A 21,239-nucleotide genomic window follows, 5' to 3' on the forward strand; every position below is an offset into this window, starting at 1 on the left:
CGCGTCCCGGCCGACGAGTCAGCTGCTCGCCGTTGCGGCATCGGCAGGGGCGGCCGCCGGAGCATCGGCGGGAGCCGCGTTGTCTTCCTCCACCAAAACCAGCGAGATCTTGCCACGCTTGTCGATGTCGGCGATTTCGACGCGCAGCTTCTCGCCGACGTTCACCACGTCCTCGACCTTGGCGATCCGCTTGCCCTTGCCTAGCTTGGAGATGTGCACCAGGCCGTCACGCCCGGGCAGCAGCGACACGAATGCACCGAAATCCGTTGTCTTTACCACGGTTCCGAGGAACCGTTCGCCAACCGTCGGCAGCTGCGGGTTCGCGATGGCATTGATGCGGTCGATCGCGGCCTGCGCCGAGGGCCCGTCGGTGGCGCCGACGAACACGGTGCCGTCGTCCTCGATGGAGATCTGGGCGCCGGTCTCCTCGGTGATGCCGTTGATGACCTTGCCCTTGGGCCCGATGACCTCGCCGATCTTATCCACCGGAACCTTGATGGTGGTGACCCGCGGTGCATAGGGGCTCATCTCGTCGGGAGCGTCGATCGCCTCGGCCATGACCTCCAAGATGGTCAACCGCGCGTCCTTGGCCTGCCCCAGCGCGCCGGCCAGCACCTGCGACGGGATGCCGTCGAGCTTGGTGTCCAGCTGCAGCGCGGTGACGAAGTCCTTGGTGCCGGCGCACTTGAAGTCCATGTCGCCGAACGCGTCCTCGGCGCCCAGGATGTCGGTCAGGGTGACGAAGCGGCGCTCGGTCTTGCCGTCGACCTCGACGTCATCGGACACCAGACCCATCGCGATGCCGGCCACCGGAGCCTTCAGCGGCACACCGGCATTCAGCAGCGACAGGGTGGACGCACAGACCGAACCCATCGAGGTCGAGCCGTTGGAGCCCAGCGCCTCGGACACCTGACGGATGGCGTACGGGAACTCCTCGACGCTGGGCAGCACCGGAAGCAGGGCACGCTCGGCCAAGGCGCCGTGCCCGATCTCGCGCCGCTTGGGTGAGCCCACCCGGCCGGTCTCGCCGGTGGAGTACGGCGGGAAGTTGTAGTGATGCATGTAGCGCTTCGTGGTTTCCGGTCCCAGCGAGTCGATCTGCTGAGCCATCTTGACCATGTCCAGGGTGGTCACACCCAGGATCTGGGTCTCGCCGCGCTGGAACAGCGCGCTGCCGTGCGCCCGCGGCACCACGGCGACCTCGGCCGACAACGCGCGGATGTCGGTGATGCCGCGGCCGTCGATGCGGAAGTGGTCGGTCAGGATGCGCTGGCGCACCAGCTTCTTGGTCAGTGACCGGTAGGCGGCGCTGACCTCTTTTTCGCGGCCCTCGTAGGTGTCGGCGAGCCGCTCCAGCACCTCGGCCTTGAGCTCGTCGGTGCGCGCGTCGCGCTCGGCCTTGCCGCCGATGGTCAGCGCCTTGGCCAGCTCGTCGGTGGCCACCGAGGCCACCGAGTAGTAGACGTCTTCCTGGTAGTCCGGGAACGTCGGGTACTCGCCGACGGGCTTGGCGGCGGCCCCGGCCAGCTCCTCCTGCGCGGTGCACAGCACAGCGATGAAGGGCTTGGCGGCCTCGAGCCCCTCGGCCACAACGGTTTCCGTCGGAGCCTGGGCGCCGCCCTCGACAAGCTCGATGACCTTGTCGGTGGCCTCGGCCTCGACCATCATGATCGCGACGTCACCGTCGACCTTGCGGCCGGCCACCACCATGTCGAACACCGCGCGCTCGAGCTGCTCCACGGTGGGGAACGCCACCCAGGTGCCATCGATGAGCGCGACCCGCACCCCACCGATGGGACCCGAGAACGGCAGGCCGCTTAGCTGGGTCGAGGCCGACGCGGCGTTGATCGCCAGCACGTCGTACAGGTCATTGGGATCCAGGCTCATGACCGTGACCACGACCTGGATTTCGTTGCGCAGCCCGGAAACGAACGACGGGCGCAGCGGCCGGTCGATGAGCCGGCAGGTGAGGATCGCGTCGGTGGAGGGACGACCCTCGCGACGGAAGAACGAACCGGGGATGCGGCCGGCGGCATACATCCGCTCCTCGACATCGACGGTCAACGGGAAGAAGTCGAAGTGCTCCTTGGGGCTCTTGCTGGCGGTGGTCGCCGACAACAGCATGTTCTCCTCGTCGAGGTACGCGACCACGGCACCAGCTGCCTGCTGGGCCAACCGGCCGGTCTCGAAACGGATGGTGCGGGTGCCGAAGCTCCCGTTGTCGATGGTGGCGGTCGCCTCGAACACGCCCTCTTCAATTTCAGCGACAGACATGGACGTCCGTACGGCCTCTCTTATTCGGCTGTTTCGCGTCGTCACGCGCAACCTGGAGAGGCCCCGCAGGGTTGCTCACCGACCCGTTGGGTCCGCGATCACCCTGGAGAGCTTTCGGAGAAGAGCAGTCTGTATACGGCTACGGCCATCGATCGAAGCGGCCGACCTGCCCCAGATCCGGAGAGCCCGGCAGCCACTACCGAAGACCGCCCGATGCAGACTGGGCTGCTCCCTCGGGGGTGCGTAGTGACACGCTGGAACGGCACACGCGGATCTGCGTGACCGCACCGTTCGTTCGGGCCGAACAGGCCCAGAACGTCCTCACTCTACACGGGCCACCCCTGCCCGCCATATTGCTCGGAACGTGCGGGGCGCGGATGCCCCGGCAGAGGTTGTGTCAGCGACGCAGGCCCAACCGCTCGACCAGCGAGCGGTACCGCTCGACATCGATCTGAGCGACGTACTTGAGCAGCCGGCGCCGGCGTCCGACCAGCAGCAACAGCCCGCGCCGCGAGTGGTGGTCGTGCTTGTGCACCTTCAAGTGCTCGGTCAGGTCGGCGATCCGCTTGGTCAGCAGCGCGACCTGCGCCTCGGGCGAACCGGTGTCGGTGCCATGCAGGCCGTAGTTGCCCAGGATCTCTTTTTTCTGCTCGGCTGTCAGCGCCACGAACTATCTCCATCAATCGGTCCGCGAAAGGCAGTGTTCAAGGCGCGGCCACCGCGAACCGCAGCACGCGCCGATGTCGTCCGGCAGTTTAGCAGCGGCGCAGCCACCGGGCACAAACGGCGCGGCGCCCGCACTGGCCGCGTGAGCCCCATCCGCCCCATTGGTCCCTGCCTTGGAGAACACTGGTTTTGCCCACCTTTCAGCGACAACCGCGGGCTTACGCGTTGTCGCTGGAAGGCGGGCACATCGAGTACCCCTGCGCAGAGACTGGTGTGGCGGATGTGACCGCAGTGGGTCAACCCGCGGACAGCGCAGCGGGTCAACCCGCGGACAGCGCAGCGGGTCAAGCCGCGGACAGCGCAGCGGGTCAAGCCGCGGACAGCGCAGCGGGTTAACCCGCGGACAGCAAAGCCCGAGCCCGGTCGGTGTCCTGACCCATCGCGGCCACGAGTTCCTTGACGGAGTCGAACTTGTGCTGACCGCGGATCCGGGCCACGAAATCCAGGGCCACATGCTGGCCGTAGAGATCGGCCGTGGTGTCCAGGACGAACGCCTCGACCGTGCGGGTGCGCCCGGAAAAGGTCGGGTTAGTGCCGACGGACACCGCCGCCTGGTAGCGCTCACCGGGGACGACGGTGCCGGTGGCCGGTCCGTGGCCGAGCACGGTGAACCACGCGGCGTAAACGCCGTCGGCCGGGATGGCCGAATACATCGGCGGCGCCACGTTGGCGGTCGGGTAACCCAGCTCGATGCCGCGCCCGTGGCCGCGCACCACCACACCTTCGACGCGGTGCGGGCGGCCCAGCGCTTCGGTGGCCGCCACCATGTCGCCGGCGTCCACACAGGACCGGATGTAGGTGGACGAGAAGGTCACAGTCTCGTTGCTGTGATGCTCTGACAGCAGCGACATCGACTCCACGGCGAACCCGAAGCGTTCCCCCGCGCGCCGCAGGGTCTCGACGTTGCCCGCCGCTTTCTTGCCGAAGGTGAAGTTCTCCCCCACCACGACCTCCACGACGTGCAGGTTCTCCACCAGTAACTCGTGCACGTAACGCTCCGGGGTGAGCTTCATGAAATCGGTCGTGAACGGCATCACCAGGAAGACGTCGACGCCAAGCTCTTCGACCAGTTCGGCGCGCCGGGTCAGCGTCGTCAATTGCGCGGGATGGCTGCCGGGGTAGACCACTTCCATGGGATGTGGGTCAAACGTCATCAATACCGTCGGGACGTTGCGGGCCCGCGCCGCCTTCACGGCATGCGCGATCAGCTCGGCGTGGCCCCGATGCACGCCATCGAACACACCGATCGTGAGCACACACCTGCCCCAGTCCGTGGGTATCTCGTCTTGGCCGCGCCACCGCTGCACGCCGCAAGCCTACGGCGCCGAGTGATCCGCCGGGAGATCCAGAGGGCCTGAGCCCCGCCATGATGTCGGGGAGCGGCCGGATCAGGCGTGGGTTGCCTAAACTTCTGGTTGTGAGGCCTGACGAAGAGCGTGGCGGTATCACCGCGGTCGGCCAGGACTATCTCAAGGTCATCTGGAATGCCCAAGAGTGGTCACGGGAGAAGGTCAGCACCAAGATGCTGGCCGAGAAGATCGGGGTGTCGGCCAGCACCGCCTCGGAGTCCATCCGCAAGCTCGCCGAGCAGGGCCTCGTCGACCACGAGAAGTACGGCGCGGTGACGCTGACCGAGGCGGGGCGGCGGGCGGCCCTGGAGATGGTGCGCAGGCACCGACTACTGGAGACCTTCTTGGTCAACGAGCTCGGCTACGCCTGGGACGAGGTGCACGACGAGGCCGAGGTGCTCGAGCACGCAGTGTCCGATCGCTTGGTGGCCCGCATCGACGCGAAACTGGGCTTCCCGCAGCGCGACCCCCATGGCGACCCGATCCCGGCCTCCGACGGCCAGGTGCCCACCCCGCCGGCCCGCCAGCTGTGGGCGTGCGACGACGGTGACACCGGCACGGTCGCCCGCATCTCCGACGCCGACCCCGAGATGTTGCGCTATTTCACCGATGTCGGCATCAACCTCGATTCCCGCCTGCGGGTCCTGACCCGTCGCGAATTCGCCGGCATGATTTCGGTCGCGATCGACTCCGGCGACGGCGCCGAGACGACGGTCGACCTGGGCAGCCCGGCCGCCCGGGCCATCTGGGTGACGGCCTAGCGGCGCCGATCTTCCATCTCGCGCCCAGCGTGAACTCATGGCGAGTTTTCGCGACATTTTTCGCCCTGACGTCACGCTCGGCGAACAGACGCTCAGTCGGCCAGCAGCCCCTTGGCGATGTGGGTGACCTGAACCTCGTTGCTGCCCGCGTAGATCATCAGCGACTTGGCGTCGCGGGCCAGCTGTTCCACCCGGTACTCGGCCATGTACCCGTTGCCGCCGAACAGTTGTACGGCCTCCATCGCCACCTCGGTGGCCGCCTCCGACGAGTACAGCTTGATCGCCGAGGCCTCGGCCAGTGTCAGCGGCTTGCCGGCCTGTTGGCGCTCGATGGTGTGAAAGACCATGTTCTGCACGTTCATCCGGGCAATCTCCATCTTGGCCAGCTTGAGCTGGATCAGTTGGAATTGCCCAATGTTCTTGCCCCACAATGTCCGGTTCTTGGCGTAGTCCACGCACAAGCGGTGGCATTCGTCGATGATGCCCAACGCCATCATCGCGATCCCGATCCGCTCGGCGGCGAAGTTGGCCCTAGCGCTGTCGCGGCCGTCGCCGTCGGCGTGCTGTTCGCACTCGCCGAGCAGCCGGTCCGGGCTCAGCCGCACGTTGTCGAAGAACAGCTCGCCGGTCGGCGAGGACATCATGCCCATCTTTTTGAACGGCTTGCCCTGCGTGAGGCCCGGCGTGCCGGCATCGAGCACGAAGACCAGCACCGGCCGGTTGCGCTTGTCGACACCGGGGTCACCCTCGTCGAGTTTGGCGTAGACGACGAGAACGTCGGCGCATGGTCCGTTGGTGATGAAGGTCTTCTGCCCGTTGAGGATGTAGTCCTCGCCGTCGCGCTTGACGTAGGTTTTCATGCCGCCGAAGGCGTCCGAGCCCGAGTCCGGCTCGGTGATAGCCCACGCCGCAATCTTTTCCAGCGTCATCAGCTCCGGCAGCCAGCGTTCCTTCTGCGCCAGCGTCCCGCGGCTCATGATGGTCGCCGCGCCAAGGCCGAGGCTCACCGACGCAGTGCTGAGCAACCCGATGCTGACCCGGGCGATTTCGGACACCAACACCGCGATCATCGACCCCTGCGCGCCGCCACCGAAACCGCCTGCTTCATCCGGCATTTCGTCGCGTTCATCGTCGACCTGTTCGCCGTTCTGCTTGGCGCGCTCGCGGTCCAGCATCTTCTTGACCGACTCGGCGGCCATGGTGTCGAGGCCAAACTGGCTGAACAGCTTGCGCACGATCGGATACGGCGACATTTCGCCGGTTTCCAATTCGTCCAGATGCGGGCGGATCTCTTTGTCGACAAACTGGCGGACGGCATTCTGGACCATCAGGTCGGTGTCGGACCACTCGATCATGGCGCCCTTAACGCTCGGCGCGCTGATAGGCGGTGACGACAGCGGCGCCGCCCAGCCCGATGTTGTGTTGCAGTGCGGCGCTGACGTTGTCGACCTGGCGCTTGTCCGCTGTCCCGCGTAGCTGCCAAGTGAGCTCGGCGCACTGCGCCAGCCCGGTCGCGCCAAGCGGGTGCCCCTTGGAGATCAGGCCGCCGGACGGGTTGACCACCCAACGACCGCCGTAGGTGGTGTCGTTGTTATCGATCAGCTTGGGCGCCTCGCCCGGACCGCACAGGCCGAGGGCCTCATAGAGCAGCAGTTCGTTGGCCGAGAAGCAGTCATGCAGCTCGATTACCTGAAAGTCCTGCGGCCCGAGCCCGGACTGGTCGTAGACCTGTTGTGCGGCTTGAACATTCATGTCGTAGCCGATGAGGTTTTTCGCGCTGCCGTCGAACGTCGACGCGAAGTCGGTGGTCATGGCCTGGCCGATGATCTCCACTGCCTGGCCGGCCAGACCGTGGCTTTCAACGAAGCTTTCCGAGGCCAGGATCGCCGCGCCCGAACCGTCCGAGGTCGGCGAGCACTGCAGCTTGGTCAGCGGGTCGGAGATCATCCGCGCCGCCAGGATGTCGTCGAGCGTGTAGGACTCCTGGAACTGGGCGAACGGGTTGTTGACCGAGTGCTTGTGGTTCTTGTAACCGATCTTGGCGAAATGCTCTGCGGTGCTGCCGTATTGCTTCATGTGCTCGCGCCCGGCAGCGCCGAACATCCACGGGGCGACGGGCATGGCGAACTCGTCGATGTCGGCCATCGCCTTGACGTGCTTGGCCATCGGCGATTCGCGGTCCTGGGCGCCCCCGCCTAGGGAGCCAGGCTGCATCTTCTCGAAGCCGAGTGCGATCGCGCAGTCGACGGTTGCGCCGCGAATGGCCTGCGCGGCCAAGAAGAGCGCCGTCGAACCGGTGGAGCAGTTGTTGTTGACGTTGATGACCGGGATGCCGGTCATGCCCAGCTCGTAGAGCGCCCGCTGTCCGGACGTCGAATCACCGGCGACGTAGCCGACGTAGCCCTGCTGAACCTCGCGGTAATCGATGCCAGCGTCCTTCAGGGCATTGGTTCCCGATTCCCTGGCCATGTCGGGATAATCCCAGCCCTCACGGCGCCCCGGCTTTTCGAACTTCGTCATGCCAACGCCGACGACGTAGACCTTGTTGGACGTTTTGGTGGACATTTCAGCCCCTTCCGTAGGCCGCCTAGATACCTCAGTGTGCAACGTAGCCCAACCAACCGTTGGGCCGGGGGCCGTTAGATCGTCGCCGGACGCAACCCAAAGGCCCGACTCCTCCTCAGGACGTCCCGTCCCGCATCGTCGCCGGGCGGATGACCACCACCGACTTCGTGCGCGCGCCCTCGTCGCGCAGCAGCGCCATCACCCGGCCGCCGGGGTCACAGGCGGCGTAGACACCGTTGAACCCGGCCGGAGCCAGGGGCCGACCGTTGGCGGTCGCCTCGGCCTGCTCGGCGGACAGGTCGCGGCGCGGGAAGATCGCCAGGCAAGCCTCGTCCAGGCTGTAAGTGAGTCGCGGGCGCTCCGCCAATTCGTCGAGCGGGTACGCCTGATCGAGCACGAAGCGCCCGACGCGGGTGCGCCGCAACGCCGTCAGATGCCCGCCCACCCCCAGCGCGGCGCCGACATCGCGGGCCAGGGCGCGAATGTAGGTTCCCGATGAGCAGTCGACCTCGACGTCCAGGTCGACCACGTCCTGGCCGGCGGGCCCGGGCCGGATGTCGCACACCTCGAACCGGTCGATGCGCACCGGCCGGGCCTTGAGCTCGACGGCCTGGCCCTCGCGGGCCAACCGGTAGGCGCGCTTGCCGTCGATCTTGACAGCGCTGACCGTCGACGGCACCTGTTCGATGTCACCGCGCAGGCCGCCCACGGCGGATTCGATCGCCTCGCTCGTCAGGTGCCGCGCCGAGACACAGTGCAGCAGTTCGCCCTCGGCATCGTCGGTGGATGTGCTCTGCCCCAGCCGGATGGTGGCGGTGTAGGACTTTTCGGTCGCGGTCAACAGGCCGAGGATCTTGGTGGCGCGCTCGACGCCGATCACCAGCACGCCGGTGGCCATGGGGTCCAAAGTCCCCGCGTGCCCCACCCTGCGCGTGGAAAAGATCCGGCGGCAGCGGCCGACCACGTCATGACTGGTCATCCCGGGCGGCTTGTCGATGACGACTATTCCGGGCCCGCTGGGGCTTTCGCTCATAGCACGATCGCGGTGAGCACCAGCCCGCGCTCGACCGACCATCGACCCCTGAGCGCGGTCAGCGGCGGACCCGACCGCGCCTCCGGATCGATCAGGATTTTGGAGACGAACACTCCGGTCGTTCCCCCATCGGGCGGGTCGAGGTCGAACACGACATGAGCATCTTCGAAACCCAGCCATCGCTTGGTCAGCGGAAACCAGGCCTTATAGGTCGCTTCCTTGGCGCAAAACAAGATTCGGTCCCAATGCAGCCCGGCGGGCAAGGCGGAGATCTCGTGTCGCTCCTCTTCGAGCGTGATCGCGTCCAGCACACCGTCGGGCAGCACGTCGTGCGGTTCGGCGTCGATGCCCACCGAGCGCACCGCGTCGGTGCGGCCCACGACCGCACCCCGATAACCCGCGGTGTGGGTGAGGCTGCCCACCACGCCCTCGGGCCAGCAGGGTTCTCCCTTCTCGCCCTTGAGGATCGGCACCGGTGGCAGGCCGAGCTCGCCCAGCGCGACTCGGGCGCAGTGCCGGACGGTAATGAACTCGTTGCGGCGCTTGGCTACCGACCTGGCGATCAGCGGCTCTTCTTCGGGCAGCGGCGCGAGACCGGGCGGATCGGAATACACCTCGGAGTAGGCGAGACCGTCCGTCACCGGCAGTACCGCGGAAACCAGCGTGTCTTCCGTCATCGTGATTGCCGCTGCCGCAACCGTTCCCGGAACTGCGCGGCCTGTCGCCGCATCTCGGGAGTGATCTCGAAGTGGCCGCCGAAGTCGTTGAGGTCCCCGGGCGCATACTGCGGATCCGGCAGCACCTGCCGCAGCCAGCTTGGCGGCCTGCGGCGCCGCCATTCCCGCGGATAGCCCACCGACACCTCCTCGAAGCGCACGTCGTCATACCAGGTGGTCCGCGGGATGTGCAGGTGGCCGTAGACCGAGCAGACAGCGTTGTAGCGGGTGTGCCAGTCGGCGGTTTTGGTGGTTCCGCACCACAGGGAGAACTCCGGGTAGAACAGAGCGTCGCAGGGGTCGCGGACCAGCGGGAAGTGGTTCACCAGGACGGTCGGTGTCATCCAGTCCAGTTCTTCCAGGCGGGCACGGGTGATCTCGAGACGCTGGCGGCACCACGCTTCACGGGTGGCGTACGGCTCCGGGGAGAGCAGGAACTCGTCGGTGGCCACCACGTTGCGCTCACGCGCGATGGTCAGGCCTTCGGCTTTGCTCGTGGCCCCCTCCGGCAAGAAGCTGTAGTCATAGAGCAGGAACATCGGCACGATCGTGGCCGGGCCGCCGCGCTCCGTCCAGACGGGGAACGGGTGCTCTGGCGTGACCACACCCATCTCGTCGCACATGTTGACCAGGTACTCGTAGCGCGCCTTGCCGAAGACCTGCACCGGGTCGCGGGTGGTGGTCCACAACTCGTGGTTGCCCGGCACCCAGATCACCTTCGCGAAGCGCCGTCGCAGCAGGTCAAGCGCCCAACGGATCTCGTCGGTGCGCTCGGCGACATCCCCGGCGACGATCAGCCAGTCGTCCGGATGGGACGGATGCAGCGACTCGGTGATCGGCTTGTTGCCAAGGTGACCGGTGTGCAGGTCGGACACCGCCCACAGTGTCGGTTGCCCACCGTTGGTCGGTTCCCGTCCCGATGTATGCCCAGCCACGATTAACCACCCTAACGACCCCAACGGAGCAAGCCCGTGTCGTGGGCGTCATCTCGACCGGCCAGCGGGCGAGTTAGAACAAGTTCAGGTTTGCCTGTGACGTCCCGCGCGGGACTTGTACACTCCCCCGAAAGGGCCGCTGGGGCGTCAGGGGGTGTCGTGTTCGCCAATGTTCGTCTGATGGGCGCGCTGGGTGCGCTGCTCACAGCGGCCATCGGGGGCACGATGGGTCTGTTGACCGCCCCGGCAGGGTCGGGCGTCGGCGATCGGCCCGTCGAACTGAGGTCGACCGCCCAGCCGATGGAAACGACCATGAAGAGCCCGATCGTGGCGACCACCGATCCGCGCCCCTTCGACGCGTGCGAAGACATTCCGTTCGATGTCATCCAGCGGCTCGGGCTGGGATTCACGCCGCCCGAGCACGAAGACGGGCTGCGCTGCCACTTCGACGCAGGGAATTATCAGGTGGCCGTCGAGCCGATCATCTGGCGCACCTACGAGCAGTCATTGCCCGCCGACGCCGTCGAGACGACGATCGCGGGTCACCGCGCCGCGCAGTACTGGGTGCTCAAACCGACCTACCACAACAGCTACTGGTACTACTCGTGCATGGTCGTCTTCAGGACCAGCTACGGGGTGCTGCAGCAGGCGCTTTACTACTCGACCGTCTATTCCAATCCCGAGGTCGATTGCATGCAGACCAATCTGCAACGCGCCAACGACCTCGCCCCGTATTACAAGTTCTGATCCGGTCGCGTACCCCCGGCGGAGTTGTCACCCAACCGCGGCGCGGACCCGGGCGGCGACCGCGGCTAGCGCCACGTCGTCGTGCACCGGCGCCGCCGACGGCGCCCGCACCGGTAGCTGCACCCAGCTCTTGCAGCCGCCGTATTCCGGAGTCCTGATGATGCGCACCGGATCGAGCAGCGGTCTCACCGACACCACCAGCACGGCCAGTTTGTGCTTGGGACGAAAGTCGAGCCGGTCGGCTCGTACCGAGTCGGCGGTCCAGATGTGCAGATCTTCGATGGCCGAAAGGCCGTCCGGGCGCTCAACCGGCACCGCCGCAACAACTTTCGCGGCGGCCCGGATCACCAACTCGTCGTCGGTGCTGTCGGCGGCGGCGGGTGCCAGCAGGTCCTGGTGCTCGGCGCGCACCCGCTCGGCATGGCTGTGCGCGACCGTCGGGAACAGAAGGAATTCGCGCGCGGCCAGTTCGAATCGCTTCTCGCCGATGCCGCCCTTGCGCAGCAACACTCGCTGGCGGCCATCCAGCAGGGCATGCACCGCAGCGCTCCACTCCTTGAGCGCGGGAATTGTGGGAGATTCGGTGGCGACGTTCATTTCGCGGCCGCCATCCGCGCTACCACCTCGGCACGGCGCAGCGGCGGAACCGTCTTGGGCGGCTGGCGCCGCGCAGGCAGCTGCCCCAGCAACCGCGTCGTCGTCTCGGTGACCTCGGCGACCGCCACCTCGAACGCATCGGCATTAGCGGCCGAGGGGTGGGTGATGCCGCTGACCTTGCGCACGTATTGTCGGGCCGCCGCCGCGATTTCCTCGGCGGTGGCCGCTGGCTGCAGACCGCGCAGTTCGGTGATATTCCGGCACATCTTTTCCACGATAAGCGCTGCTCGGCGCCACCGCTTCCCGACGGTTCCGCCGGCGGCGAGGCGGCGCCCGGTTGATCCGGGCGCCTGGCTACGGTGATGTGATGACCGACGAGATCCTGCTGATCGACACCGACGAACGAGTGCGCACCCTGACCCTCAATCGGCCCCAGTCGCGCAACGCCCTGTCTTCGGCATTGCGGGACCGCTTCTTCGGCGCATTGGCCGACGCCGAAACCGACGAGGAGGTCGACGTCGTCATCGTCACCGGCGCCGACCCGGTGTTCTGCGCGGGACTGGATCTCAAAGAACTGGGCGGCTCCTCGGCGCTTCCTGACATCTCGCCGCGGTGGCCGGCGCTGACCAAGCCGGTGATCGGTGCGATCAACGGCGCCGCGGTGACCGGCGGGTTGGAGTTGGCGTTGTACTGCGACATCCTGATCGCCTCGGAGAACGCCCGCTTCGCTGACACGCACGCACGGGTGGGCCTGCTGCCCACCTGGGGTTTGAGCGTGCGGTTGCCGCAGAAGGTGGGAGTCGGGCTGGCCCGGCGGATGAGCATGACCGGTGACTATCTGTCGGCCGGTGACGCGCTGCGTGCCGGGCTGGTGACCGAGGTGGTGCCCCACGACCAGCTGCTGCCCACCGCGCGGGCGGTGGCGGCGTCGATCGTCGGAAACAACCAGGATGCGGTGCGAGCGTTGCTGGCGTCCTATCACCGCATCGACGACGCGCAGATCAGCGCGGGGCTGTGGCAAGAGGCCACGGCGGCCCGGCAGTTCCGGACCAGCGGGGACGATATCGCCGCCAACCGGGAGGCCGTGCTGCAACGCGGGCGCTCGCAGGTGCGTTGACGTCGCGATCTGCGCCAGTCCGCCCCCGCCGATCGGGCCCACCCCATACGATCAGCTGATGAATACGGTCGTCGGAATCGCCGCGCGGATGCTGTGCGGCCTGACGCTGGCGGCCGCGTCGGCGATCGCGGTGTTCGCGCCGCACGCGGGCGCGCTGCCGCCACCGGGATTTCCCAACCTCGACACCTTCACCGCCGTACCGGCCGACGGCTACCTGGTCGCCGGCGCGCCGGGGAGCCCGCCACGGGTCAGTTTCTCGGCGGGCCCGGCCCTGGTCTGTGACTTCTACGGCGGACCGCCGCCCGTACCCCAGCCGTCGCAGGACATCAAGTGCAAGGGCGACATGGTGGGGATGGACGACGTACCCGTCCCCGGCGGCCGTCCACGACCCGGCGATTGTCTCGTGGGTTCGGTGGACTTCAAGGGCCCCGGATACCAGTTGAGCCGCATGTCCTACGGCGGATGTGACGGCAACCCGGCCCAGTTACCGGCCGGGGGCAAGGCGCTGGCGGTGGGCCAGAAGTTGACCTACCTCAACGTCACCTGTGCGGTGGGAGCCGACGACCTCGTCGCCTGCCTGGACACCACCAGCGGCGACCACGGATTCGTCGTCCAGCGCTCGGGAAGCTGGGCGTTTTAATTAGATGGTGGTGACCCGCTGCGCCCGGCTTCGCCGCGCTTGCGATCACCACGAACTCACATGGTGGTGACCCGCTGCGCCCGGCTCCGCCGCGCTTGCGATCACCACGAACCAGATGCTGCTAGTCGAGGGCGGTGCGCAGCGACGCCACCGCGGCCTCGATCGAGCCGCTGGTCGAGTAGCCGGCCGCCAGCCGGTGCCCCCCGCCGCCGAACCCGGACGCGACCGACGCCAAATCCACCGCGGCTTTGGCCCGCATCGACACCGACCACTGCTGCGGCGCGACCTCTTTGAATACCGCGGCCACCTCCGCCTGCTGCGTGGTCCGCACGATGTCGACGACGCTTTCGACTTCCTCTGGCCGTGAACCGACCCAATCCTGGTGGTCGACAACGGCATACACCAGCCCGCGGCCGCCCGCGGCCTCCGGCAACAGCTGGGCGGAGGCCAGCACCCGCGATAGCAACGGCAGCCATCCGAACGGGTGGCTGTCCAGCAGGGTGCGGCTGATCGCGGCGTTGTCGACGCCGCCGTCGACCAGCCGAGCGGCCAGCCGCAGGGCTCGCCCGCTGGCCCAGCGGAACGAGCCGGTGTCGGTGGTCAGTCCGGCATAGATGCAGTGCGCGACATCGGGATCGATGGGCTTGCCCCAGGCGTCGAGAATGTCGGCGATCATCATCGTCGTCGAATCGGCAGACACGTCAATGAAATTGGCGGTGCCGAAGACATCATTGGAGGCGTGGTGGTCGATGACCAACACCTCGTCGGCCGCCACCGCCAAGTCGCTCAGCGCGCCCAGCCGCTTGACGCTCGGAACATCAACGGTGACAACCAAATCGGCGTCGCGACGCATCGCATCGGGACTGACCAGCAGCCGGCAGCCGGGCAACGACGCCAACGACTCGGGCAGTCCCGCCGGCTCGGCGAAACTCACCTCGACGTGCTTGCCGCACTTGTCCAGCACCAGCCCCAGCGCCAGCCCAGCGCCGATGGTGTCGGCATCGGGATGCACGTGTGCGATCACCGCGACCGTGTCGGCGTGCGACAGCAATTCGACCGCGCCTGCGGCGTCGACGCGCGCCCCCACCCTGGGGCCGCCGCCCAGCTCAGTATTCGTGTTCGTTGTCGTCACCGATACTCCCGTCGAAGCCGGGCTCCCCACCCGATCCGCTCTCCCGGTATGGATCGGCCTCCCCAGCCGGCTTGGCCCCCGAACGGACCCGCGCCAGATCAGCATCCGCCGCGCGCGCCCGCGCGAGCAACTCGTCCATTCGCTGCACGTTGTCCAACGTGGTATCGCGGGTGAACGTCAGTGTGGGCGTGAAGCGCACGCCGGTGCCGGCCCCGACCATCGTGCGCAGCGCGCCCTTGGCCCGTTCCAGCGCGGCCGCAGCAGCCCCGTAATCCGGCTCGTCGTCCAGCGTGCGTCCCATCACCGTGTAGAAAACCGTGGCATCGTGCAGATCGGCGGTCACCTTCGCGTCGACGATGGTGACCCCCTCCAGCCCGGGATCCTTGATCTCGAACTCGATCGCCGAGGCGACGATCGTGTTGATCCGCTTGGCCAAACGGCGCGCCCGGGCCGGGTCGGCCATCAGGTGCGCTCCTTCTGGACCAACTCGTAGGACTCGATGATGTCGCCTTCCTTGAGGTCGGAGTACCCCAGCGTCATACCGCACTCGAAGCCCTCGCGGACCTCGGTCACGTCGTCCTTCTCCCGTCGCAGCGAGGTGATCGTGAGGTTGTCGGTGACCACGATGTTGTCCCGCAGCAACCGCGCCTTGGCGTTGCGGCGCACGATGCCGCTGCTGATCATGCAACCGGCAATGATGCCGACCTTGGAGGACCGGAAGATCGCCCGAATCTCGGCGCGACCCAGCTGGTTCTCCTCGTAGATCGGCTTGAGCATGCCGCGCAGGGCCTTCTCGATCTCGTCGATCGCCTGGTAGATCACCGAGTAGTAGCGGATCTCCACACCCTCGCGGTTAGCGAGCTCGGTGGCCTTGCCTTCGGCACGCACGTTGAAGCCGATGATCACCGCGTCCGAGGCCGACGCCAGGTTGACGTTGGTCTCGGTGATGCCGCCGACGCCGCGGTCGATGACGCGCAGCGCCACCTCGTCGTCGACCTGGATGCCCATCAGGGCCTCTTCCAGCGCCTCGACCGTACCGGCGTTGTCGCCCTTGAGGATCAGGTTCAGCTGGCTGGTTTCCTTCAGCGCCGAGTCCAGGTCCTCCAGGCTGATCCGCTTGCGGGAACGCGCGGCGAGCGCGTTGCGCTTGCGGGCGCTGCGCTTGTCGGCGATCTGGCGGGCGATGCGATCCTCGTCGACGACGAGCAGGTTGTCACCCGCCCCGGGCACCGACGTGAAACCGATGACCTGCACCGGCCTCGACGGCAGCGCCTCTTCGACGTCCTCGCCATGCTCGTCGACCATGCGACGAACCCGGCCGTACGCGTCGCCGGCGACCACCGAGTCGCCGACCCGCAGCGTGCCGCGCTGCACCAGCACCGTGGCGACCGGACCGCGACCGCGGTCCAGGTGCGCCTCGATCGCCACACCCTGGGCCTCCATGTCGGGGTTGGCCCGCAGGTCCAGGGCCGCGTCGGCAGTCAGCAGCACCGCCTCGAGCAGCTGCTCGATGTTGGTGCCCTGCTTGGCGGAGATATCGACGAACATCGTATCGCCACCGAAATCCTCTGCCACCAAACCATATTCGGTGAGCTGCCCGCGGATCTTGGCCGGGTCGGCACCCTCAACGTCAATCTTGTTGACCGCCACTACAATCGGCACGTCGGCCGCCTGGGCGTGGTTGATGGCCTCCACCGTCTGCGGCATGACGCCGTCGTCGGCGGCGACCACCAGGATGGCGATGTCGGTGGCCTTCGCACCGCGGGCACGCATGGCGGTGAACGCCTCGTGACCCGGGGTGTCGATGAAGGTGATCGGCCGTTCGACCCCGTCGTGTTCGACGGCCACCTGGTAGGCACCGATGTGCTGGGTGATGCCACCCGCCTCGGCTTCCCGCACGCTGGCGTTCCGGATGGTGTCCAGCAGTCGGGTTTTACCGTGGTCGACGTGACCCATCACGGTCACCACCGGCGGCCGGGTCTGCAGGTCTTCCTCGCCGCCCTCGTCCTCGCCGTAGCTCAGATCGAAGGACTCCAGCAGCTCGCGGTCTTCGTCCTCGGGGCTGACGACCTGGACGACGTAGTTCATCTCGCTGCCCAGCAGCTCGAGCGTCTCGTCGCCAACCGATTGCGTGGCGGTGACCATCTCGCCGAGGTTGAACAGCGCCTGCACCAGCGAAGCCGGGTTGGCGTTTATCTTGTCGGCGAAGTCGCTCAGCGACGCGCCGCGAGCCAGGCGGATGGTCTCGCCATTGCCGTGTGGCAACCGCACTCCGCCCACCACCGGCGCCTGCATGTTCTCGTATTCGGCGCGTTTCGCCCGCTTCGACTTGCGGCCCCGTCGCGGCGCACCGCCGGGACGGCCGAAAGCGCCGGCGGCACCGCCGCGCTGGCCGGGACGGCCACCGCCGCCACCACCGGGACGGCCACGGAAACCGCCGCCGCCTCCGGGCGGGGCACCGACTCCACCGCCACCGCCGCCGCGGTAGTTGCCGCCTCCTCCGTCACGACCGCCGGGACCACCGGGACGGCCACCGCCGGGACGCGGCGCGCCGGGCCGAGCCGGGCGGCCCGGCCCACCGGCACCGGCGGGTCGAGGCGGCATGTTGCCCGGGGAAGCGCCGCCCGGCCGCGGCGCGCCGGGGCGGGGTGCTCCCGGACGGGGCGCCTGCGGACGCGGGATGGACCGGTCGACGGGCTGCGCCGACGAGAACGGGTTATTGCCGACGCGCGGGGCGCGGGGCTTGGGCATCGGGCCCGGGCGCGGGCCCGGCGTCATACCGGGGCGCGGCGCCTGCCCAGGCGCGGGCGGTTTCGGCTGCCCCGGGGACGGCGCGGACGGATGTGTGGGAGCGGGGCCCGGGCGCGCCGGGGCCTCGGCGGAGGCCTGGGGACCGGCGGGCTTGGCGGGCGTCGCCGTCGCTTCGCCGTTGCCACCCGCGCTGCCGATGGCGCTGTCGAGGGCCTTGTCGAGCGATTTGTCGGGGGCCTTGGCGGCCTTGGCCGCGGCTTTCGCGGGGGCCTTCTCGGCGGCCTTGCCGCCGCCGAAGGACTCGCGCAGCCGACGAGCCACCGGGGCTTCTACCGTCGACGATGCGGATTTGACGAATTCGCCCTGATCATTCAGCCGGGCGAGAACTTCCTTGCTGGTGACACCGAGTTCCTTAGCCAACTCGTGTACGCGGGCCTTACCTGCCACTACATCTCCTGTCTATGAGGCGACAGTTGTGGGGCCGCGCCTCGGGGATTAGCTGTAACGCATAGGAATGCGAGTCATCGGGACTTCACGGTGTGCTCATGTTCTTTGCTACCTGTTCTGTTGCCGGGCGGCCGGACGCACAGAGAAACTCTATGTGCTCGACCACCGCGGATGTATCCGGTGAACCGGTGATGCGCAGCGCTTTTGTGAAAGCCCGCCGCCGGATTGCCTGTTGTGCGCACTGCGGTCCGGGATGCAGCCACGCACCCCGCCCCGGCAGGCTGTTACCTGTGTCAACGATCACGGCGAAGCCACCGTTCCCGTTCGGCACAGCCACCACTCGAAGCAGCTCGACGGCCAGCTCTCGCTTCCGGCACCCGACACACATCCGTACGGGTCCACCCGCATGACGGTGCGCCAAGGTCGAAGGCTCACGCTGGATCACGGCTCAGTCTAGCGTCACCGAATCGATGGTCAGAACCACCCGAGGGTGGGCAGCTGCAGGCCCGCCCGGGCGCTAGCGGTCGTGCGCCATTCCGTGGGTGGCACCGTGTTCGGACTGGCTCTCCGAATGCCCCCCGGGACCGCCGGGCGAGTCCCCGCGGATGTCGATGCGCCAGCCGGTGAGCCGGGCCGCCAGGCGCGCGTTCTGGCCCTCCTTGCCGATGGCCAGCGACAACTGGAAGTCGGGTACCACCACGCGAGCGGCGCGAGCCGCCTGGTCGATGATCGAGACCGACACCACCTTCGCCGGCGACAGCGCGTTGGCGACGAAGCGCGCGGGATCCTCGTCGTAGTCGATGATGTCGATTTTCTCGCCGGACAGCTCGCTCATCACGTTGCGGACCCGCTGCCCCATGGGACCGATGCAGGCGCCTTTGGCGTTCAGGCCGGGAAGGTTGGACTTCACCGCGATCTTGGAACGATGGCCGGCTTCCCGGGCCACGGCGACGATCTCCACCGATTCGTCGGCAATCTCGGGAACTTCCAGCGAGAACAACTTTCGAACCAGGTTCGGGTGGGTCCTCGACAGGGTGATCAACGGCTCCCGAGCCCCGCGGGTCACCCCGATCACGTAGCACCGAACGCGGTTGCCGTGCTCGTAGCTTTCGCCCGGAACCTGCTCGGCCGCCGGAATCACACCCTCGGACGCCTTCGTCTCGGTGCCCATCCGGACCACGACCAGGCCGCGCGCATTGGCCCGGCTGTCACGCTGGATGACGCCCGCGACGATCTCCCCCTCGCGGGTGGAGAACTCGCCATAGGTCCGCTCGTTTTCCGCGTCGCGGAAGCGCTGCAGCATGACCTGGCGGGCGGTGGTGGCGGCGATTCGCCCGAAACCCTCGGGGGTGTCGTCCCACTCGCTGATGACGTTGCCGTCTTCGTCGGTCTCCCGGGCGATCACCCGGACGACTCCCGTCTTGCGGTCGATTTCGATCCGCGCGTCGTTCTGGTGACCTTCGGTATGCCGGTAGGCGGTGAGCAGCGCCGACTTGATCGTCTCGAGCAGCTCGTTGACAGAGATGCCCCGATCCACCTCGATCGCGTGCAGTGCGGCCATGTCGATGTTCATGCTCCGGTCTCCGTCCTCCGGGCCTGACCCATACTCGCCAGTTCCAGCTCCGCTTGGTTAGGAGGCGAAAACTCCACCTGGACAACAGCTTTCGCAATGTCACCGAGTGGGATCTCGCGCACCGCCCAGTCCCGCCCGGCGCGGACCACCAGCGAGATCGCCCCGTCGGTCGTTGCACCGACCCGGCCGGTCAGCTTCGATCCGTCGGACAGGACGACGTCGACCTTGCGGCCGCGGGCCCGGCGGAAGTGCTTCGCGCTGGTCAGCGGGCGGTCTACGCCCGGCGAGGAGACCTCGAGCACGTAGTGGTCGGAGATGGTGTCCACGCCGTCGAGCAACGCCGATGCCGAGCGGGACAGCGCGGCTGCAGTGTCCAGATCGAGGCCGTCGTCGCCGTCGGCGATCACCATGATTCGCGGGGGGCGGGTCCGGGCGTTGATGACCACGTCTTCGATCTCGAAGCCGGCGCGCGCAAACTCTGCACCGAGTAGCTCGATCACCTGCGTCTGCGACGGTAGCCCGGTGGTCACGGCGAGCTCCTCATCTTGAGTTGTCCGGTCATCTGGCGGATGTCGGCGCCCCGTTGGCTTCGCAGATGACTTCCGGTGTCCGGCGGTTCCGACCGTTGCTGTCAGTGGCTGCCCTCTGCGCGAACCAGCTATCAACGATACGCCAGGATTCGCGGTTGACGGCGTGATCGCGTCCTGGCGTCTCGCCCGTCTTCGCCCCGATGGCAGGATGTCCTTGTGCCTAGCGCAGTTCCGTTCATCAGCAGGCGAGACATCCTCGCCGGTGGTGTGGCTTTGGCTGCGCTCGGGGCCGTGCCGACCGCCTGTGGCAAGCCCGCGCCCAAGCCCCCGCCAGTCGAGCAACTGCTGGGGCCGCTCGATCAGGCCCGCCACGACAGTGCGCTGGCGGGCGCCGCCGCCGCGGCCGTCGGGAACCCGCCGCAGGTCGCCGCCGCGCTGGCGGTCGTGGCCAACCAGCGCGCCGCGCATGCCCGCGCGCTGTCCGCGGAGATCGCGCGCGCGACCGGCAAGCTCGCCACGTCGTCCTCGAGCGAAACGCCCACCCCCAGCCAGGCCCAACCGGCCGGGCCGCCACCGCCCCCGCCGCCGGTGTCAGACGTGATCGACGCGTTGCGCGCCTCCGCCGACAGCGCGAGTCGATTGGTGGGCACCGAATCGGGCTACCGGGCCGGGCTGCTCGCCTCGATCGTCGCATCCTGCACGGCGTCTTACACGGTTGCGCTAGTGCCCGGGGGGCCGTCGATATGACCTCCGGTAAGGACGCCGACAACACGGCTCTGTGCGACGCGCTGGCCATCGAGCATTCGACGATCTACGGCTACGGCATCGTCTCCGCGCTGTCGCCGCCCAGCGTGAACGACATGGTGGTGGAGGCGCTCACGCAGCACCGCCAGCGCCGCGACGACGTCATCGCGATGCTGAACGCCCGCAAGGTGACCGCCCCGATCGCCGCGCCCGGCTACCAGCTGCCCATGGTGGTGGGCGGTCCGGCCGATGCCGCGCGGCTGGCCGCACGGATGGAGAACGACGGCGCGGGGGCGTGGCGCGTGGTCGCCGAGCACGCGGAGACCGGCGCCGACCGTGCGTTCGCGTCGACGGCCTTGGTACAGAGCGCGGTCATGGCCGCCCGGTGGAACCGCGTGCTGGGCGCCTGGCCCATCACGACCAGCTTCCCCGGCGGCAACGACTAGTGGAGATCGCGAGCGCGGCGAAGCCGGGCGAAGCGGGTCGCCACCATCGGGACTAGTGGAGATCGCGAGCGCGGCAAAGCCGGGCGAAGCGGGTCGCCACCATCGGGACTAGTGGAGATCGCGAGCGCGGCAAAGCCGGGCGAAGCGGGTCGCCAC

Annotated in this window: 22 protein-coding genes; 6 read left to right on the forward strand and 16 right to left on the reverse strand. The window is 67.8% G+C overall.

What is annotated here, in order from left to right:
- Positions 1-18 precede the first annotated feature (18 nt).
- The 3 genes from AC5Y4F_RS23270 to AC5Y4F_RS23280 all read right to left on the reverse strand — a co-directional run bounded on the left by AC5Y4F_RS23270 (position 19) and on the right by AC5Y4F_RS23280 (position 4,307).
- Positions 19-2,274, reverse strand: a complete 2,256-nt coding sequence (locus AC5Y4F_RS23270) for a polyribonucleotide nucleotidyltransferase (RefSeq protein WP_197520589.1) — start codon at positions 2,272-2,274, stop codon at positions 19-21.
- Between the two features lie 397 nt (positions 2,275-2,671).
- Positions 2,672-2,941: a 30S ribosomal protein S15 gene (rpsO, locus tag AC5Y4F_RS23275; protein WP_007775081.1), complete on the reverse strand. Its 270-nt coding sequence runs from the start codon at positions 2,939-2,941 to the stop codon at positions 2,672-2,674.
- A 391-nt stretch (positions 2,942-3,332) separates the two neighbouring features.
- Positions 3,333-4,307, reverse strand: a complete 975-nt coding sequence (locus tag AC5Y4F_RS23280) for a bifunctional riboflavin kinase/FAD synthetase (RefSeq protein ID WP_067935976.1) — start codon at positions 4,305-4,307, stop codon at positions 3,333-3,335.
- 110 nt (positions 4,308-4,417) lie between these two features.
- On the opposite strand from AC5Y4F_RS23280, the gene mntR reads away from it, so the two are divergent.
- Positions 4,418-5,110 carry a manganese-binding transcriptional regulator MntR gene (gene mntR / locus AC5Y4F_RS23285; protein WP_067935978.1) on the forward strand — a complete coding sequence of 231 codons (693 nt, stop codon included), beginning with the start codon at positions 4,418-4,420 and terminating at the stop codon, positions 5,108-5,110.
- 92 nt (positions 5,111-5,202) lie between these two features.
- On the opposite strand, the gene AC5Y4F_RS23290 is transcribed toward mntR, so the two are convergent.
- From AC5Y4F_RS23290 to pptH, 5 genes are all read right to left on the reverse strand, one after another.
- Positions 5,203-6,465: an acyl-CoA dehydrogenase family protein gene (locus tag AC5Y4F_RS23290; protein WP_499998942.1), complete on the reverse strand. Its 1,263-nt coding sequence runs from the start codon at positions 6,463-6,465 to the stop codon at positions 5,203-5,205.
- A 7-nt stretch (positions 6,466-6,472) separates the two neighbouring features.
- Entirely contained in the window at positions 6,473-7,675 is a 1,203-nt protein-coding gene (locus AC5Y4F_RS23295; RefSeq protein WP_499998944.1) for a lipid-transfer protein, read from the reverse strand.
- A 115-nt stretch (positions 7,676-7,790) separates the two neighbouring features.
- Positions 7,791-8,708 (reverse strand): tRNA pseudouridine(55) synthase TruB, encoded by a 918-nt coding sequence (truB, locus tag AC5Y4F_RS23300; RefSeq protein WP_499998946.1) that lies wholly within the window; start codon positions 8,706-8,708, stop codon positions 7,791-7,793.
- A complete protein-coding gene (pptT, locus tag AC5Y4F_RS23305; RefSeq protein ID WP_499998949.1) occupies positions 8,705-9,385 on the reverse strand; it encodes a 4'-phosphopantetheinyl transferase PptT in 681 nt (226 codons plus the stop codon). The genes truB and pptT overlap by 4 nt, the downstream gene beginning before the upstream one ends.
- Complete coding sequence (gene pptH / locus AC5Y4F_RS23310; protein ID WP_067935989.1) at positions 9,382-10,359, reverse strand: ACP phosphodiesterase PptH; 978 nt, start codon at positions 10,357-10,359, stop codon at positions 9,382-9,384. Before pptH ends, pptT begins: the two co-directional genes overlap by 4 nt.
- A gap of 159 nt (positions 10,360-10,518) precedes the next feature.
- On the opposite strand from pptH, the gene AC5Y4F_RS23315 reads away from it, so the two are divergent.
- Positions 10,519-11,106, forward strand: coding sequence for a DUF3558 domain-containing protein (locus AC5Y4F_RS23315; protein WP_067935992.1), 588 nt, complete (start codon positions 10,519-10,521; stop codon positions 11,104-11,106).
- Positions 11,107-11,133: 27 nt separating this feature from the next.
- On the opposite strand, the gene AC5Y4F_RS23320 is transcribed toward AC5Y4F_RS23315, so the two are convergent.
- Positions 11,134-11,703 (reverse strand): DUF1802 family protein, encoded by a 570-nt coding sequence (locus AC5Y4F_RS23320; protein ID WP_067935995.1) that lies wholly within the window; start codon positions 11,701-11,703, stop codon positions 11,134-11,136.
- Positions 11,700-11,969, reverse strand: coding sequence for a DUF2277 domain-containing protein (locus AC5Y4F_RS23325; protein ID WP_499998953.1), 270 nt, complete (start codon positions 11,967-11,969; stop codon positions 11,700-11,702). The genes AC5Y4F_RS23320 and AC5Y4F_RS23325 overlap by 4 nt, the downstream gene beginning before the upstream one ends.
- Before the next feature lie 101 nt (positions 11,970-12,070).
- Between AC5Y4F_RS23325 and AC5Y4F_RS23330 the strand changes: the two genes are divergently transcribed.
- Both AC5Y4F_RS23330 and AC5Y4F_RS23335 read left to right on the forward strand, forming a co-directional pair.
- The gene (locus tag AC5Y4F_RS23330) at positions 12,071-12,820 is read left to right on the forward strand and encodes an enoyl-CoA hydratase (protein ID WP_067936000.1); all 750 of its coding nucleotides are present in this window, start codon (positions 12,071-12,073) and stop codon (positions 12,818-12,820) included.
- 58 nt (positions 12,821-12,878) lie between these two features.
- A complete protein-coding gene (locus AC5Y4F_RS23335) occupies positions 12,879-13,460 on the forward strand; it encodes a hypothetical protein (RefSeq protein ID WP_067936005.1) in 582 nt (193 codons plus the stop codon).
- Between the two features lie 121 nt (positions 13,461-13,581).
- Here AC5Y4F_RS23335 and AC5Y4F_RS23340 read toward each other — a convergent pair whose 3' ends face one another.
- The 6 genes from AC5Y4F_RS23340 to rimP form a co-directional block, all read right to left on the reverse strand.
- Positions 13,582-14,592 carry a DHH family phosphoesterase gene (locus AC5Y4F_RS23340; RefSeq protein ID WP_499998956.1) on the reverse strand — a complete coding sequence of 337 codons (1,011 nt, stop codon included), beginning with the start codon at positions 14,590-14,592 and terminating at the stop codon, positions 13,582-13,584.
- A complete protein-coding gene (gene rbfA, locus AC5Y4F_RS23345) occupies positions 14,567-15,055 on the reverse strand; it encodes a 30S ribosome-binding factor RbfA (RefSeq protein WP_067936009.1) in 489 nt (162 codons plus the stop codon). Before rbfA ends, AC5Y4F_RS23340 begins: the two co-directional genes overlap by 26 nt.
- Positions 15,055-17,790, reverse strand: coding sequence for a translation initiation factor IF-2 (infB, locus tag AC5Y4F_RS23350; RefSeq protein ID WP_067936012.1), 2,736 nt, complete (start codon positions 17,788-17,790; stop codon positions 15,055-15,057). Before infB ends, rbfA begins: the two co-directional genes overlap by 1 nt.
- Before the next feature lie 85 nt (positions 17,791-17,875).
- Positions 17,876-18,178, reverse strand: coding sequence for a YlxR family protein (locus tag AC5Y4F_RS23355; RefSeq protein ID WP_499998960.1), 303 nt, complete (start codon positions 18,176-18,178; stop codon positions 17,876-17,878).
- A gap of 129 nt (positions 18,179-18,307) precedes the next feature.
- Positions 18,308-19,363, reverse strand: a complete 1,056-nt coding sequence (gene nusA / locus AC5Y4F_RS23360) for a transcription termination factor NusA (protein ID WP_067936016.1) — start codon at positions 19,361-19,363, stop codon at positions 18,308-18,310.
- Complete coding sequence (gene rimP, locus AC5Y4F_RS23365; RefSeq protein ID WP_067936019.1) at positions 19,360-19,893, reverse strand: ribosome maturation factor RimP; 534 nt, start codon at positions 19,891-19,893, stop codon at positions 19,360-19,362. The genes nusA and rimP overlap by 4 nt, the downstream gene beginning before the upstream one ends.
- Before the next feature lie 216 nt (positions 19,894-20,109).
- Here rimP and AC5Y4F_RS23370 point away from each other — a divergent pair, with 216 nt between their 5' ends.
- A complete protein-coding gene (locus AC5Y4F_RS23370; RefSeq protein WP_067936021.1) occupies positions 20,110-20,640 on the forward strand; it encodes a hypothetical protein in 531 nt (176 codons plus the stop codon).
- A complete protein-coding gene (locus AC5Y4F_RS23375) occupies positions 20,637-21,083 on the forward strand; it encodes a ferritin-like domain-containing protein (RefSeq protein WP_067936024.1) in 447 nt (148 codons plus the stop codon). Before AC5Y4F_RS23370 ends, AC5Y4F_RS23375 begins: the two co-directional genes overlap by 4 nt.
- Positions 21,084-21,239: the final 156 nt, after the last annotated feature.

Source organism: Mycobacterium sp. NGS56 (assembly GCF_059812425.1).

What these genes read in the sequence shown, in the direction of transcription:
- AC5Y4F_RS23270 (WP_197520589.1), bottom strand. Translation starts at nt 2,274, where the DNA reads ATGTCTGTCGCTGAAATTGAAGAGGGCGTGTTCGAGGCGACCGCCACC.
- AC5Y4F_RS23290 (WP_499998942.1), bottom strand. Translation starts at nt 6,465, where the DNA reads ATGATCGAGTGGTCCGACACCGACCTGATGGTCCAGAATGCCGTCCGC.
- AC5Y4F_RS23295 (WP_499998944.1), bottom strand. Translation starts at nt 7,675, where the DNA reads ATGTCCACCAAAACGTCCAACAAGGTCTACGTCGTCGGCGTTGGCATG.
- truB (WP_499998946.1), bottom strand. Translation starts at nt 8,708, where the DNA reads ATGAGCGAAAGCCCCAGCGGGCCCGGAATAGTCGTCATCGACAAGCCG.
- pptT (WP_499998949.1), bottom strand. Translation starts at nt 9,385, where the DNA reads ATGACGGAAGACACGCTGGTTTCCGCGGTACTGCCGGTGACGGACGGT.
- AC5Y4F_RS23320 (WP_067935995.1), bottom strand. Translation starts at nt 11,703, where the DNA reads ATGAACGTCGCCACCGAATCTCCCACAATTCCCGCGCTCAAGGAGTGG.
- AC5Y4F_RS23325 (WP_499998953.1), bottom strand. Translation starts at nt 11,969, where the DNA reads ATGTGCCGGAATATCACCGAACTGCGCGGTCTGCAGCCAGCGGCCACC.
- AC5Y4F_RS23330 (WP_067936000.1), top strand. Translation starts at nt 12,071, where the DNA reads ATGACCGACGAGATCCTGCTGATCGACACCGACGAACGAGTGCGCACC.
- AC5Y4F_RS23335 (WP_067936005.1), top strand. Translation starts at nt 12,879, where the DNA reads ATGAATACGGTCGTCGGAATCGCCGCGCGGATGCTGTGCGGCCTGACG.
- rbfA (WP_067936009.1), bottom strand. Translation starts at nt 15,055, where the DNA reads ATGGCCGACCCGGCCCGGGCGCGCCGTTTGGCCAAGCGGATCAACACG.
- AC5Y4F_RS23355 (WP_499998960.1), bottom strand. Translation starts at nt 18,178, where the DNA reads ATGTGTGTCGGGTGCCGGAAGCGAGAGCTGGCCGTCGAGCTGCTTCGA.
- nusA (WP_067936016.1), bottom strand. Translation starts at nt 19,363, where the DNA reads ATGAACATCGACATGGCCGCACTGCACGCGATCGAGGTGGATCGGGGC.
- AC5Y4F_RS23375 (WP_067936024.1), top strand. Translation starts at nt 20,637, where the DNA reads ATGACCTCCGGTAAGGACGCCGACAACACGGCTCTGTGCGACGCGCTG.